This window comes from Clostridium sardiniense (assembly GCF_050584765.1).
In the GTDB taxonomy this organism is placed as follows: Bacteria; Bacillota; Clostridia; order Clostridiales; family Clostridiaceae; genus Clostridium; species Clostridium sardiniense_A.
In genome coordinates this window covers 1-15074 of record NZ_JBNOOR010000001.1, presented here as the reverse complement: position 1 = coordinate 15074, position 15074 = coordinate 1, and the positions used below count along the sequence as shown (strand labels likewise).

The window sequence follows — 15074 nt, the reverse complement described above, 5'->3', positions numbered from 1 at the left end:
TTATATATTTTAAAGCATATATTATCATTAACTTTATGTTTCAAAATTTGGAAAATTAATGTCTAAAAGGAGTTATTTTATGTCACAGTATGCAAAAGTCGTTGTTAAAGGATCTCCTATAACAAAATCAAACTTTAAACTTCATAATAAAGATGGAAGAGCCATTCTTCCTTATAATACAGGTAAATATCATGATAGATATGCTCTTTATGAGCAAGAGATAGCCTATATTGCAAGAGTTCAGAACCCAAGCACTGTATTTACCGAAAGCTTAATTGCTATACTTAAAGTTTATTATAAAAGTGAAAAACGTCATCCAGATACAATAAATATTTCAAAAAGTATTTTTGATGGAATAGAAAAGAGTGGTCTTATTATAAATGATGCTCAAATAGTAAAAATAATAGTTGAAGAATATTATGACAAGGAAGATCCTCGTTTTGAACTTGAATTATTTCCTCTTAGTCAATTTGAGCTTTCATTTTCAATAAAAGAAAGAGATACGAAATTAGAAGAGAGAAATTATAGCCCTATAAAGAAATCTTCTATCTCAAAAAAATTAAGCCATAAAGAAATAAAATCTAAAGAAGTCAAAAAAGATGTCTCAGTATATGTATGTGAAATATGTAATAAAAAGATTTCTCCTAAAGACTCAATTAAAGCTAATAAAGGAAAAACACTAATATGCAAGAAATGCTTTAATAAATTATTTTAAATTAAGAGGTGTTTTTATGAATTCTAGTAATGTAGATATGATTCTATTTGGAGATAGCCTTACATTTGGCTTTGGAGTCTCTAAAAAAGACTCTTGGGTTTATAAGATTCAGCAAAGGTTTAATAACCTTACTATATTAAATAAAGGAGTAAATGGAGATACAACTTCATCAATGCTCACTCGATTTTACAGAGATGTAACTACTAAATCCCCTAAAAAAATTTTTATAATGGGTGGTACTAATGATTTATTAAGTGGAAGAAATATTGATTATATTATTGGTAATTTAGAACTTATGATAAAAGATAGTCTTGATATTAACGCTTCAGTTATAGTTGGTATTCCCCCTATTATTATTAAGAGTTTAGCGGAAGACTTATTTATGCCTTCAAATTACTATACTCATTGTAGTAATTCACTACCAATACTTCGAGAAGAAATTATTAAACTACAAAAAAAATATCCATTCAAATATGTTGATTTTTATACTTTAACTAAAACCAACATAAATGAAAAGATATTTTTAGATGGTATTCATTTAAATTCATTAGGAAATGAACTTTTATTCAGATATTTTATGGATATAATTTGATGCTACTAATCCAGCATCATATCCATTTATATCTTCCATCTCTATACATTCTTTGCCATATATAATATTTCCACAAGCAAATACACCGGGTTCTGAAGTTTCGTAATTATCTACAACAGGAGTATTGGTATCCTCATTAATTTTAAGGTTAAGTTCCTTAACCACTCCAAGCTCTGGATAATATCCAACTGATAAAAACAATGAATCACATGTAATTTCTTTAATCTCTTCTGTTTTTTTATCAAGAACCTTAACTTTATTAATTCTTTTATTTCCATCAATATCTAAAAGCTTTGTATCTTCTAAAATATTTATATCAAAGCCTTCAAGTATATCTCTATTCTTCTCAGTAAGCTTAAAGCCACTTTCTTCATTTATTATAAGAGCTGCAACTTTTCCGCCTTCAATTTCTAACCTTCTAGCAAGAATTAATGCCCATTTATTATTTGCAATTATTACTGGATTCTTTCCAGGTAGTACACCTTCTAAATTTATAAATCTATGTGCATTTCCTATTGTGAATATTCCTGTGAATTTATTTGTAGGAGTTAATACGTTACCTGTATACCTTTCTCTACATCCTGTTGCTAAAATAATAGCTTTAGCTTTTACATCACGTACTCCATCTTTTTCATTAACATAAGTTACTACCTTTTCATTTGATACATTTAAAACGCTTGTTTTTTTCTTTCTATCAAACTCATATTTATTAAGCTTAATCCTAATAAATTCTATAAATTCTGGCCCTGTAACTTCATCCTCTATATACGATTTACCAAAGCCATTATGAATACATTGATTTAGTATGCCTCCGAATTCATCTTCTCTTTCTATTAAAAGTATGTTTTTTATTCCATTTTGCAGAGCAGCAAGAGTTGCTGTCATTCCTGATATTCCTCCACCTATAACTACTAAATCATATTTTTTCATGGCTTTTACACTTCCTTTATTATATCTTTCTTAGGAACTCTAACCTTTAATGCATTTGGTATAACTTCAAAGGTTAAGTCTTTTGAAAATAAAATTTCTCCATCCAGATTTATGATGGTTTCCTCCTTTGCTATAACTTGAATTTTATTACACTTTATATACTTTATCTCCTCTACATGGCTTGTATCTTTTCCTGATACTACCATTGGTAAAAATCTTATAAGTCTATGTAACCTCGGTTTTTTTATAGCATATATATCAAGTAGTCCATCATCTAGTTTCGCCTTTGGTGCAATTTTTATACCACCACCATAGCATTTACCATTTGCAACTGCTATTAAATACATATTGCCTTTCGTTTCTTCCTCATCTATTTTAAAGGTTAATTCCATAGGTTTAAATGTAAAAAGAGTCTTTACTACCGCTATTGCATATGCCATTGGTCCACTTATAAATTTATATTTTTTATAATGCCTTGCGTTATTAACTACACTTGCGTCAAATCCTATAGATGATATATTAAGATAATATTTATCATTTAGCTTTGCAACGTCTATAGTCCTTTCTTCTCCATGTATTAAGTCCTCTAATAAATTATCAGACTTTATATCTCCATACAAAGTTCTAGCAAAATCATTTCCTGATCCAGCTGGTATTACAGCAAGTGAACTATCTGAATTAATAATTCCATTTAAAACTTCATTTAAGGTTCCATCTCCACCTATTGAATATACTATGCATTTTTCTTTTGATGTTATCTTTTTAACTTCTTCTATAGCATGTCCACTTTTTTTAGTAACTATAATTTCATAAGGGTAATTTAGCTCTTTAAAAATATTATGTATCTTTCTCTCAAAGTCTAATCCCTTGCCTTTTCCTGCTACGGGATTAATAATAAAAATATGTTTCATAATCTCTCCAATTTATATAATTAATATTTTAAATTATATCACATAGAAAGTTTACAATTCTATATTATTATTCACAATATATTTTTCAATATGCAAGGAGTCATACCTTAGCCTAAACCATCTTGATATAACTTATTGCATATTGTAAATTACATATATAATATTCTTATTTTATATTTTAATTACTCTCTTACTATTCATTATTTCAACAATTGCATACATATTAGATATTTCTCCTGTTAATAACTTATCTTTTAGACCATAAAAATCTAAGCATGTACCACAACTTATAATCTTAGTTCCTTTATCTTCTAGATCTTTTATACTGTCAAACACCTCACTTCCTTCAGTTACAAGTTTTACACCACTGTTTAAAAATACTATCTCTTCTGGTATTTCCGTCGCTTCACTTAGAGCATACATATAGCTTTTCATTAAAACTTTTCCAAGTTCCTCAGATCCTTCCCCCAGTTTATCAGTTGTTATTATTATTGAGAATGTATCCTTTCCATTACAGCTATTACTCTCTGATTCCTTTATAATAGCAAGCTTAAATAATCCCTCTTCTTCAACGCTATTAACTGTGAATCCTGAATTTTCTGCAAATCTTGTAATATTAGTATTTGCAATCTCATTATCCACTATAATTACAGCTTCCCCACCTTCTATACTCTCAAAGTACTTCTTAGTCTCTATTACAGGTTTCGGACACGTAAGTCCAGTACAATCAATAATCTTCATAAAAACACATTTCCTTTCCTTTCATTTGTTGCTAATAATATTATATCATTATTTTACTTTCTTCTCTCCTCACTTTATTGATTAAATATAGTCCATATAATATAATTTAAGTTGACTATATTTTAAGGGGTGACCATATGGAGAAGTTTTTTAAAAACTTTAAATTTGAGTTTAATAAGGATACTCTTTTTAGACTTATACTATTCTTAATACCGCTATTTAGTATTGTATTTAAGGGTATACTTTTTCAATGTTTTGTATCTAGTAAAGACCCTCATAATTTAAATCTTATTGAAGGATTTAATAATGCTAGATATTTCTTAGATTATTATTATGCTTTTGCATTAATATTTTTAAGTTTTGCCTTATTATTTAAAGGTAAAGGAAGAGTTATATATCTTTTTGTAATTGATGCTATACTAACAGCATTAATTATAACTGATATTACATATTTTAGAGGTTTCTTAACAGTACCATCATTACTTATACTTACTCAGACTGCTAACTTAGATAATATGTCTGGAAGTATACTTTCAATGTTCAGTCCATATGATTTTTTATTTGTAATAGATTTCATAATAATGGGAATCTATGTATTCTTTACAAGAAAGTCATACATAAAGGTTAAAAAAAGAGCTATAAAATCTTTTTTATGTACATTAATACTTCCTATAATATTTATCGCTTATGTACCATTTAACATCTATGTACTTGGTAATAAGCATGTAAAGAATGCATATCTATTTGAAAATTATGATCCAACAAACACAGTACAATACTTTTCACCAATTGGATATCATATAATAGATGCTATAAATGTATATAAAGATTCAAAGCCATATAAAATGACAGCTGAGGATGAAAGTCAGATTAATGACTATTATAAGTTTAAAAATGAAAATCTACCAAACAATGATTACTATGGAATGTATAAAGGTAAAAACCTTATAGTAATCCAAGTTGAATCTTTAGAGAGCTTTATTTTAGGACAAGAAATAAATGGTAAGAAAGTTACTCCTGTTTTAGATAATTTAATTAGTAAAGGTGCTTACTTCCCAAATATCTATGAACAAGTCAACGAAGGTACAAGCTCTGATTCAGACTTAATGGTTAACACATCAATGTTTCCACTTAGAAGAGGGTCAACATTCTTTAGATATCCAACTAGAGCTTATAACTCTCTTCCGCTAATACTTGATCATAATGGTTATAATTCAATTGCTATACATCCAGATAAAGGATCATTCTGGAATTACAGAAGTGGATTGACTGGAATAGGTTTTGATAAATTTGTAGATTTTCATTCATTTAACCCAGACGAAATAATTGGAATGGGATTAAGCGATAGAACATACTTTAAACAAGTTGTTCCAATGCTTAAAGATTTAAAACAACCATTCTATGCATTTACTGTAACACTTACAAGCCATGGGCCATTTGATTTACCTGAAAACCTTACTAAGTTTAACTTAGATCCTGAACTTGGTGAACTTGGCGGATATATAGAAAGTATTCATTACACAGATACTCAAATAGGATACTTCTTAGATCTTCTTGATAAAGCTGGAATACTTGATAATACAGTTGTTGCAATAGAAGGAGATCACACTGGTGTTCATAAGTATTATCAATATAGAATTGATAATATAGACAAGAACTACAAAGATAAATTTGCTAACTTAAGTAACAAGAAGGATTGGTATTCAGACCATGGACAACCAACAGTACCTCTTATAATATATGATAAGAGTAAACCACTTGGAAAAACATTTGATACTATAGGTGGCCAAATTGATATAATGCCAACTCTATTATACGGACTTGGAATTCCTGCAAAAGAATATCAAGATACTGCCCTTGGAAGAAATCTATTTAATACAAATAGAAACTACGCAGTACTTACAAATGGTAAGCTTGTTGGAGATTTAGATAATCTTTCAGATAAAGATAAAAGTCTTATAGAAGGATCTCTTGATATGTCGGATAAGATGATACGTTCAGATTACTTTAATATGAATGAAAATTAAAATAATAAAAGAGCAAGAATTTTTATTTCTTGCTCTTTTTCATTTTGTCATATACTATAAATACAACTATAGTAATTACTATTATCATAATTGTAACTATAGAATATTTTTTTAGTATACTTCCAATTAAAGATTTATTATTGCCTATATAGTATCCAAGCGCTAATAAAAATATATTTACTATAGTAATTCCTATTGCTGAAAGTATTGTAAATATATATTTATTTAACTTCTCTACTCCAGCTAATAGTGATATGTATGTACGTAGAAAAGGTACTATTCTGGCTATTATAATTGCAAATTCTCTATATTTACGCAATATCTTGCCAATCTTCTCCACTCCGTTTTTACTATTTGGAATTTTATTCTCTATCTTCGCTAAGGCATCATTTCCCCCATAATATCCAATTATATAATTAACTATTGATACTACTATTTCAGTTAATATTGTACATAGTAATGCCAAGAAAAAATTAAAATTCCCATTTGAAATACCAAGTCCTATAAATGGCAATACTACTTCACTAGGAAATGGAATCATACATACAAGACAAATTCCTAAATATCCAAATGTTTGTGTTAATTGAGTTGCTATATTTATAACATTCATTCTACACCCTCCATTATTTAGCATTGTATCACCTAATTATTAGAAATTTATTAATACACGCTAAATAATGTGAGAATGTGAAAAAATTTAACTATATTTATTTTTTTCTTTTTCTATATATAAATATAACTATACCAACTATTACTATTAGTATACATATAGTTGAGTATTTTCTAAATATACTTCCTATAAGTTCCATATTGTTACCTATATAGAAACCTATAAGTAATAATACAAAGTTCCAAATTCCTATTCCTATTGCCGAAAATACAATAAATATAGGTTTATTAAGTCGCTCCGCCCCTGCAAGTAATGATACATATGTCCGAGTAAAAGGCACTACTCTTGTGAAAAACACTGCAGATTTTCCATAATTAGAAAATAAATGTTCTATCATATCTATTCCTTTTCTACTACTTGGTATTCTTCTTTTAAGCCACCTTATTACAATTTCTCCACCAAAATATCCTACTGCATAACTTATTAATGCCCCCACAATAGCTGCACATATTGTGCATATTAATACTAATGTAAAACTATATCTTCCATTTGCAATGCTAAGCCCAACAGCAGGCAATACAATTTCGCTTGGCAATGGTATACATGCATATTCAAGCATTGTAGCTATAAATATTCCTAAATATCCGAAATTTTCTGTAATATGTGTTGCAATAGTAATTACATGATTCATAAAATCCATATAAAAGCCTATCTCCTTATATTTAATTCTGCTTTGTATTATAGCACTTAGATATTATAAATTTATTAATAATTAAAAAAATTAAGAGAATGGTAAAATTTATTACCATTCTCTTACTTAAAATTATAATTTTTATTCTCCTGCTATTGATAATTCTTTAATTAACACCGATGGAGAACCAAAACTACTCATTGGGAATTTTATATCTGAACAAACTTCCTCAACATCCTTTAAAAGTTTAAAGAAGTTTCCTGAAACAGTTATCTGCTCTATAGGGAATGTTTGCTTTCCATCCTCTATCATAAATCCTTTAGCTGCTAATGAGAATTCTCCTGTTATTGAGTTAGCTCCTGCATGAAGTCCTGAAAATTCAATAATTATAACTCCATTCTTCACCTCAGCTAAAAGCTCTTTAAAATCTTTTTCTCCATTTTCTAAATAGAAGTTTGTAGGTCCTACACTTACTGGTGATGCATATGAACCCTTAAATCCATTTCCTGTTGATTCTATACCTGCTTTATTAGCTGTCTTTAGATTATGAAGTAATGTTATAAGCTTTCCATTTTCAATAATGGACTTCTTAAATGTTGCAACTCCTTCATCATCAAATCCAACAGATGCTAATCCATCTTCCATTAAAGGATTATCTACTAATGTGATTTTATCAGAGGCTATTATTTCTCCCTCTTTATCTCTTAATAATGATATTCCCTTTTGTGCTGAATCTGCATCAAATACTGACCAAAATGCTTGAAGTAATGATACCATAGCTTCATTCTTAATTACAGTCTTATATTTACTTGATTTTATTGATTTAGCTCCTACTTTCTCCATAGCTTCATCAATACCTTGCTTCGCTATCTTCTTTGGATCTATTTCTTCTATTGATTTAGCCGTATCGTATCCAAATCCATCATACTTTCTACTATCTATCTCTATAACCGGCGCAACATAAGCTGTTAAAAGGTTTGATTTATCAGTAAGTTCTAATCCTTTTGAATTCATAAGCCCATATTTTACATTCACATAACTTATACCACATCCTGCAAAATTAACCACTTTATCTGAACAATTCTTACATTCCTTCTCCATATCTATTGCTAAATCTATAAGTTTTTTAGCATCAATATTTTCTAATTCTTTATAGTAGCTGTTAATTTCACTATATTGTTTATCACCTTCATATATAAATTGCATATCATCATTTTCTATTGATAATGCAGATGCTTTTGCATTTGCTACAAGCATTTTTATTGCATCTTCATCTATAATTTCAGTATAAGAATAGCCCATCTTTTCATCTACCTTTGCTCTAAAAGATATTCCAAAAGATTTATTTAAATTATACTTTTCAACCTCTTCTTTATATATACTTATACTTAAACTTTCCTTATTTGAAAAATATATTTCAAATTCTGTAAGCCCTTCTTTTCTTGCTTCTTCAAAAAGTTTTTCTTTAAAATCTTTAAATTCCATATCTAAAAACACCTCCTATCTTCCACCTACAGTTATTTCTTTTAATCTAATCATTGGCTGACCTACATTAACTGCTATGCTCCCTGATGATGAACCACACATTCCTTGTGCCTGTTCAATGTTAGTTCCAACCATATCTATATTCATTAATACTTCGCTACCTTTTCCTATAAGGCTAGCCCCTCTTACAGGCTCAGTAATTACTCCATTCTTTACAAGGTATCCTTCTGCTACTGAGAAGTTAAATTCTCCTGTTACAGGATTTACTGATCCTCCTCCAAGCTTCTTTGCATATAATCCATCATTAATTGATTTTATTATATCCTCTGGCTTATCTTCACCTGCAGCTATATAAGTATTTGTCATTCTTGAAGTTGGTGCATATTTGTAATTTTGTCTTCTTGCACTACCAGTTGGCTTCATTCCCATTCTTCTACCATTTAACTTATCTATCATGTAACCTTTTAATATACCATTTTCTATTAATACATTTCTTTGAGATTCCATTCCTTCATCATCTATATTGATTGAACCCCATGCATTTTTTATAGTTCCATCATCTATTGCAGTAACTTTTGAAGATGCTATTTGCTGTCCCATCTTTCCTGCAAATTCAGAATTTCCCTTCGCAACTGAAGTGGCTTCTAATGAGTGTCCACAAGCTTCATGGAAAAGCACTCCTCCAAACCCATTATCAATTGCAACTGCCATTTTTCCAGCTGGGCATTCTTTTGCATGAAGCATTGTAACTGCACTTCTTGCGGCTTCTTCTCCATGCCATATTGGATCTATCTCATTAAACATCTCAAATCCCATTGAACGTCCTGGTCCTTCGAATCCTGTCTGATTCTCTCCATTTTTTGATGCTACAGCGCTTATTCCAAGTCTTGTTCTAACTCGTCTATCTTCAACACAAAGACCATCTGTATTAGCTATTAATACTCTTTGATCCTTATCTGAATAACTAACACTAACTTTTGTAATATCTGTGCTATATTCCTTTGCACTATTATATGCCATTTTCATTACTCCAATTTTTTTTGCATACATGATATCCCCTGGATAATATTTTATTATATGTTTATTAGGAACTATTATGGAGTCATTAACAAATATCTCTTTCTCATCTTTTAAATCTCCAAGTGCCACAGCAGCCTTATAAGCTGTATCTAGAAGGCTACTTAATGAATTATCATTAGTATATGCATAAACGCTTTTAAGCCCCTTAAATATTCTTATACCTACACCATAGCTTCTTCCACCTATAGCACTCTCTACTTTATTATCTAAAATTCCCAAAGAATTATTTATTGTATCTTCTTCATAAATTTCTGCAAAGTCTCCTCCTGTAATCATACATTTAGATAAGACCTTACCTATAACTTCTTTTGATAACATATTATCCCTCCTTATTCTTTTCCTTTTGGAATTCCTTAAACGAATTCTCCCAATAATCTACATAATCACTTGCACACCATTCTGCCATTATAACCTGATCACCTTTGTTAAGATCAAACCTTTCTACTGGCTCTTGTGATAGTTTATTATCTTTTATTTCATAAACTAATAACTCACCATCTATTATTATAACAGCTATATTTCCATCTGGAGATGTATATGCATCTTTCATAAATGGGACTTCATTCTTTAGCACTCTCCATGGAACTACTAAAGTATCATATTTAAGCAAATTCTCATTTGGTTTTATTGATAATTTATAATTATGAGATTCACCATTACCACTTAGTGGTGATATTTTCCCTTGTAATATCCACTTACCATTCTCCCTCTTCATAGTGAAATTACTGTAATCAATGTATTTTTTAGATGATTCTTTTTCCTTTGTAGTAAGCCCTGAATATGCATTCTCATAATCTTTTTTATATCTTGCATTTATATCTTTCGAATATATATCTTGTATAACAAATCCCTTTTCAACAGATAAATTATCTACTGGTAAAATCTCATATTGAGGAAAATTATTCTTAAAATCATTTCCCTCATATACTTCAGTTGATACATAGTTATTACTTATAAAGTTAATGCTTCTATATATATCCTTATCACTTTTTATTACTACTGGATTCTCTTTACTTTTTCTATCTATAGTGTTTGCTACAAAATATTCTTGATGCTTACCGTTTTTGTTTAATGTTTTCTTATCAAGTGTCCATATCCCTGTCATTCTAGGAAATATTACTCCATTAGCTTCTTCTATGGGTTGAACTTTATTGTCCTTGAAACTTATCCATAATGTTTTATAAGTTTCATCAGTGTATGTGCCATCTTCTTTTAATCTTCTTGGCTCTTTAAGTGCTAAATATAATCCAACATCTTGTTTGCTCTTATCTGTGGTTTCATTTTGATTTGATAATTTTTCATTTGAATTTATAAATGTATCTTTAGTAACATCCCCAACTCTTTTAACTGTTAAAAATACACCTTGATAATATATATAACTCTTATTATTATCTATATGGAAAAAATCAAAAATAATATTATTTTTATCATTTGCTGTTATTAAATCAACATCTTTATTTTTTATTCCTAGATCTTCAATTGTAAAACCTGCCTCATATGAAATATAATAATCACTTTTAACAATTTTTAATTTATAATCAACATTGTTATATGTCTTATTATCAATATTAATATTTCTAGTTCCGACATCAATAACTTGATTTTTCAAATCTTCAACTTTGCCACCATCATATATATTTTTATCTAAAACTTTATAGTCTTCAACCGCCCATTTTCCTTTTATTGACAACTCATTATTTCTAGGTGATTTGATCTCCACCATTTGATTAGCATCAATGCTACTGCAACCACTCAAAGAAAACAAGGTAATTATCATAATTATAGATAATATTATCTTATTCTTCATTCTTAAATTTCAGCTCCTTCATCTTTAGGAATAATTATTTCGATTTCTGTGCCAATACTTAGCTCACTTCTTACTATTAAAGATCCACCATGCAATTTAATTATTTCATCTGCTATTGAAAGCCCGATACCAGCATTAGAATTTGCATTGCTACCTTTATAGAATTTTTCTTTTACTCTCTCGAGTTCATCTGCGGCTATTCCACATCCATCATCTTTAACCTTAATTATTAAATTACTTCCTAAATCTATGAATTCTACTTTAACTCTACCTTGCTCTTGAGTAAATTTAAATGCATTATCTATTACATTTATAAGCACTTGCTTCATCCTATTTAAATCTATATTCATTTCCATATCCTCTGCATTATTATAAACATAGAAATTTATATTCTCTCTCTCTGCCCTTGGTGCCATGTATACTTCTATATAACTTGCAAAATCTTTTATAGCTATAGGCTGTTTATTAAGACTAATCTTATTGTTTATAAGCCTTGAGAAATCAAGTAGTTCTTCAACCATTACTGATAATCTATCTGTTTCTTTTTCAAGTATATCAAATCCAAGACTTAATGTTTCTCTATCTGTATTATCATTATTAAGTGTTATTACCCAACCCTTAATTGCAGTCAAAGGCGTTCTTAATTCATGTGATACTGATGATATAAAATCGTTCTTCATCTGATCTTTTTCTGTAAGTTCTTCAGCCATAAAATCTAAAGTATCTGCAAGTTGCCCTATTTCATCTTTTGATACGAAATTACTTCTTTGATTTAGATCCCCACTTGCCATCTTCTGTGCTGTATCTTTAAGTTTCAATATAGGATCAACTATATTTTTTGCCATAATAAAGCTAAGAACTACACCTATAATTAAAACTAAAACTGATATAATTATGAAAAAGCTTACTATTGAAGCTATAGAGTCATCTATATCTTTTAATGACGTAACAAATCTTATCGCACCTATTATCTTACCATTTACTTCTAAAGGTTTAGTTACGGCCATTACTTTATATTTTGTATAGCCTACATATCCGACCCATCTGCTACTTTCTCCTTTTAATGCTTTCTTAATTTCATTATTGCCTTCCAGAGACTTATCATTAACTCCTATAGAATCCATTAAAAGTTTTCCATTATCATCAAATATTTGAACTTGTGCTGTTGTTTGATTCCAAAACGCATCAACATTATCATAAATATTCAGTAACAATGATGATGTTGAATAATATCTATCATAAAAATTAATTGCTAAATCAATCTGATTTGTAAGAATAGTTTCAGTATTATCATAATAATACTGCCTAACAAAAACTATTAGCAACATATCTAGTATCATTATTGTTGAAAGAATTACTATTATAAAGTTTCTTATAATTCTACTCTTTATGCTTTTCATATATTACCCTTTCCATCTGTACCCTATGCCCCACACAGTCTCTATAAATTTTGGATTTGAAGCATCTTCCTCTATCTTTGCTCTTAATCTTCTTATATTTACATCTATTATCTTAGGATCTCCAAAATAATTGTATCCCCATACACTATTTAAAAGCTCATCCCTTGAAAATGCTTTGTTAGGATTTTCAATAAATGTTTTCATAATTAAATATTCCTTAGGAGTTAGTTCTATTTCCTCTCCATCTTTAGTTATCTTTTGTGAATAAAGATTTATTACAAATGGGCCATTAACTATCTCATTTGATTTTACCTCTGCAGTCTTTTCTAATCTTCTTAATATAGCCTTAATCCTAAGAATTACTTCTAACGGGTTAAATGGTTTAACTATATAATCATCAGCACCATATTCAAGTCCCATTATCTTATCCATATCTTGCCCTTTTGCTGTAAGCATTATTATTCCCATATCAGGGTATTCACTTCTTAATCTATTACAAACTTGAAATCCATCTATTCCAGGTAACATAACATCCAATATAGCAACATCTGGCTTTTCAGCAATAGCCTTCTTAATTCCATCTTCTCCATTGCTTGCTTCTATTATTTCAAAATCGTTTCTTGCTAAATTTATTTTTAAAAATCCTCGTATACTAATTTCATCTTCTACCAATAATATCTTAGCCAATTTCTAACACCTCTTTTATTGATTTTAAAAAAGAAGCTTAACATTATCAAGCTTCTTTTAATACTATTATAATCTATATTTACATTTCTTAATATTAATAAATATTATTTCATTGTTCTAAATTCATATCCCTTATCTTTAAAGTATTCAATTATTTCTGGTAATGCTTTAACTGTATTCTCTTTTCCATAAGTGTCATGCATTAAAAATACCACACTGTCAGCATTTGGTCCTAAAGCTTCTACACTCTTTTTAGTATTTTGAACTAACTGTTCTGGAGTATTTTTTCCGCCATTTTCAGCATCTCCATTTAATGCATTCCAATCAACTATATTTACTCCATTCTTATCTAAAACTGGTCTAGCTTCTTCTCTTCCATTCCATGACCAATAACCACCTGGGAATCTAACTACTCTAGTTGAAAAATCTTTTCCTAGTACACCTTGTAATAATTTATTTGTTTTATTATATTCTTCCATGAATCTATCTGAATTTATAACTCTATTCGGATATAAATAACTATAATCATGACTATAACTATGATTTGCAATTGCATGTCCATCTGAAGCTATTCTCTTTAAAATATCATTTGTTACTTCTGGTTTAGCTTCAATACTCTTACCCATTACAAAAAATGTTCCTTTAACATTATATTTATCTAATATATTTAAAACTTCAGGTGTATTAGTACTTGAAGGGCCATCGTCAAATGTTAAATACACAACTTTTTTTCCATCATCTCTTACAGGATAATGTAATTGGCCCTTAAGAAGTCCTGAAGTACGTTCTGCAACAACAATTGCATCATCTGCATTGGGATCTTCTTCTAATGTTAAATATCCTGAATTATCTAAATCATCTTTTTTAGTTTCCTCAGATTCACTTTTATCATCTTTGCTTTCTTTATTATCACTATCTTTTCCATCTGCTAAAGCTTGTTCACTTTTACTGCTTGATGAAAAAGCTGAATAAATTCCAATACCTCCAACAGCTAATACTAATGCTAGTCCCAATAATAACATACTTTGCTTTTTTCTTTTTTTCATTTCAATAATCCTCTTCTTCTTCATTCTTTCTAAATTATGTTTATTATATGTACTCTGTCTCCTCACAGGATGCCCCCCTTATTATCTCATACTTTAATTATAATACTTATATAAAAATTTGCTATTACAAAAACATTAATATCTATTACAAATTTGTAATACATTAGAAATTTTATTTACTCTTTATAATACAAAATTATTGCATTACTGTACCATATAGAGACAATAATTTTTATTTTTAGGCAAAAAAAAATAAGCTATCATTAGCTTATAATAAAAATGGCTCCGCGAAGAGGACTCGAACCTCCAACCTGTCGGTTAACAGCCGAATGCTCCACCATTGAGCTATCGC

At 29.0% G+C, this 15074-nt stretch carries 14 protein-coding genes; 3 read left to right on the top strand and 11 right to left on the bottom strand.

Annotation, left to right across the window (positions count from 1 at the left end; genetic code table 11):
* The first annotated feature begins 79 nt into the window (after positions 1-79).
* Together ACQPUW_RS00070 and ACQPUW_RS00065 are read left to right on the top strand one after the other, a co-directional pair.
* The gene (locus ACQPUW_RS00070) at positions 80-715 is read left to right on the top strand and encodes a RusA family crossover junction endodeoxyribonuclease (RefSeq protein ID WP_430835481.1); all 636 of its coding nucleotides are present in this window, start codon (positions 80-82) and stop codon (positions 713-715) included.
* 16 nt (positions 716-731) lie between these two features.
* The gene (locus ACQPUW_RS00065; protein WP_430835480.1) at positions 732-1307 is read left to right on the top strand and encodes a GDSL-type esterase/lipase family protein; all 576 of its coding nucleotides are present in this window, start codon (positions 732-734) and stop codon (positions 1305-1307) included.
* On the opposite strand, the gene ACQPUW_RS00060 is transcribed toward ACQPUW_RS00065, so the two are convergent.
* The 3 genes from ACQPUW_RS00060 to yedF all read right to left on the bottom strand — a co-directional run bounded on the left by ACQPUW_RS00060 (position 1278) and on the right by yedF (position 3889).
* Entirely contained in the window at positions 1278-2237 is a 960-nt protein-coding gene (locus ACQPUW_RS00060; protein ID WP_430835479.1) for an NAD(P)/FAD-dependent oxidoreductase, read from the bottom strand. The genes ACQPUW_RS00065 and ACQPUW_RS00060 overlap by 30 nt on opposite strands.
* A 5-nt stretch (positions 2238-2242) precedes the next feature.
* Positions 2243-3148 carry a diacylglycerol/lipid kinase family protein gene (locus tag ACQPUW_RS00055; protein WP_430835478.1) on the bottom strand — a complete coding sequence of 302 codons (906 nt, stop codon included), beginning with the start codon at positions 3146-3148 and terminating at the stop codon, positions 2243-2245.
* A gap of 171 nt (positions 3149-3319) precedes the next feature.
* A complete protein-coding gene (yedF, locus tag ACQPUW_RS00050) occupies positions 3320-3889 on the bottom strand; it encodes a sulfurtransferase-like selenium metabolism protein YedF (RefSeq protein WP_430835477.1) in 570 nt (189 codons plus the stop codon).
* Positions 3890-4026: 137 nt separating this feature from the next.
* Between yedF and ACQPUW_RS00045 the strand changes: the two genes are divergently transcribed.
* Positions 4027-5916 carry an LTA synthase family protein gene (locus tag ACQPUW_RS00045; RefSeq protein ID WP_430835476.1) on the top strand — a complete coding sequence of 630 codons (1890 nt, stop codon included), beginning with the start codon at positions 4027-4029 and terminating at the stop codon, positions 5914-5916.
* Between the two features lie 22 nt (positions 5917-5938).
* Here ACQPUW_RS00045 and ACQPUW_RS00040 read toward each other — a convergent pair whose 3' ends face one another.
* The 8 genes from ACQPUW_RS00040 to ACQPUW_RS00005 form a co-directional block, all read right to left on the bottom strand.
* Entirely contained in the window at positions 5939-6526 is a 588-nt protein-coding gene (locus ACQPUW_RS00040; protein WP_430835475.1) for a DedA family protein, read from the bottom strand.
* A gap of 97 nt (positions 6527-6623) precedes the next feature.
* Positions 6624-7226: a DedA family protein gene (locus tag ACQPUW_RS00035; protein ID WP_430835474.1), complete on the bottom strand. Its 603-nt coding sequence runs from the start codon at positions 7224-7226 to the stop codon at positions 6624-6626.
* A gap of 132 nt (positions 7227-7358) precedes the next feature.
* Positions 7359-8702: a TldD/PmbA family protein gene (locus ACQPUW_RS00030; protein WP_430835473.1), complete on the bottom strand. Its 1344-nt coding sequence runs from the start codon at positions 8700-8702 to the stop codon at positions 7359-7361.
* Between the two features lie 15 nt (positions 8703-8717).
* Complete coding sequence (locus ACQPUW_RS00025) at positions 8718-10100, bottom strand: TldD/PmbA family protein (protein ID WP_430835472.1); 1383 nt, start codon at positions 10098-10100, stop codon at positions 8718-8720.
* A 1-nt stretch (position 10101) separates the two neighbouring features.
* Positions 10102-11589 (bottom strand): hypothetical protein, encoded by a 1488-nt coding sequence (locus tag ACQPUW_RS00020; protein WP_430835471.1) that lies wholly within the window; start codon positions 11587-11589, stop codon positions 10102-10104.
* A 2-nt stretch (positions 11590-11591) separates the two neighbouring features.
* On the bottom strand, positions 11592-12989 hold the full coding sequence (locus tag ACQPUW_RS00015) for an ATP-binding protein (protein WP_430835470.1): 1398 nt from the start codon (positions 12987-12989) through the stop codon (positions 11592-11594).
* Positions 12990-12992: 3 nt separating this feature from the next.
* Positions 12993-13676: a response regulator transcription factor gene (locus ACQPUW_RS00010; protein WP_430835469.1), complete on the bottom strand. Its 684-nt coding sequence runs from the start codon at positions 13674-13676 to the stop codon at positions 12993-12995.
* A 104-nt stretch (positions 13677-13780) separates the two neighbouring features.
* On the bottom strand, positions 13781-14788 hold the full coding sequence (locus ACQPUW_RS00005) for a polysaccharide deacetylase family protein (protein ID WP_430835468.1): 1008 nt from the start codon (positions 14786-14788) through the stop codon (positions 13781-13783).
* Positions 14789-15074: the final 286 nt, after the last annotated feature.

Coding starts and splice junctions, on each gene's coding strand:
- ACQPUW_RS00040 (WP_430835475.1), bottom strand. CDS start 6,526: ATGAATGTTATAAATATAGCAACTCAATTAACACAAACATTTGGATAT.
- ACQPUW_RS00055 (WP_430835478.1), bottom strand. CDS start 3,148: ATGAAACATATTTTTATTATTAATCCCGTAGCAGGAAAAGGCAAGGGA.
- ACQPUW_RS00035 (WP_430835474.1), bottom strand. CDS start 7,226: ATGGATTTTATGAATCATGTAATTACTATTGCAACACATATTACAGAA.
- ACQPUW_RS00065 (WP_430835480.1), top strand. CDS start 732: ATGAATTCTAGTAATGTAGATATGATTCTATTTGGAGATAGCCTTACA.
- yedF (WP_430835477.1), bottom strand. CDS start 3,889: ATGAAGATTATTGATTGTACTGGACTTACGTGTCCGAAACCTGTAATA.
- ACQPUW_RS00045 (WP_430835476.1), top strand. CDS start 4,027: ATGGAGAAGTTTTTTAAAAACTTTAAATTTGAGTTTAATAAGGATACT.
- ACQPUW_RS00060 (WP_430835479.1), bottom strand. CDS start 2,237: ATGAAAAAATATGATTTAGTAGTTATAGGTGGAGGAATATCAGGAATG.
- ACQPUW_RS00015 (WP_430835470.1), bottom strand. CDS start 12,989: ATGAAAAGCATAAAGAGTAGAATTATAAGAAACTTTATAATAGTAATT.
- ACQPUW_RS00025 (WP_430835472.1), bottom strand. CDS start 10,100: ATGTTATCAAAAGAAGTTATAGGTAAGGTCTTATCTAAATGTATGATT.
- ACQPUW_RS00070 (WP_430835481.1), top strand. CDS start 80: ATGTCACAGTATGCAAAAGTCGTTGTTAAAGGATCTCCTATAACAAAA.
- ACQPUW_RS00030 (WP_430835473.1), bottom strand. CDS start 8,702: ATGGAATTTAAAGATTTTAAAGAAAAACTTTTTGAAGAAGCAAGAAAA.
- ACQPUW_RS00020 (WP_430835471.1), bottom strand. CDS start 11,589: ATGAAGAATAAGATAATATTATCTATAATTATGATAATTACCTTGTTT.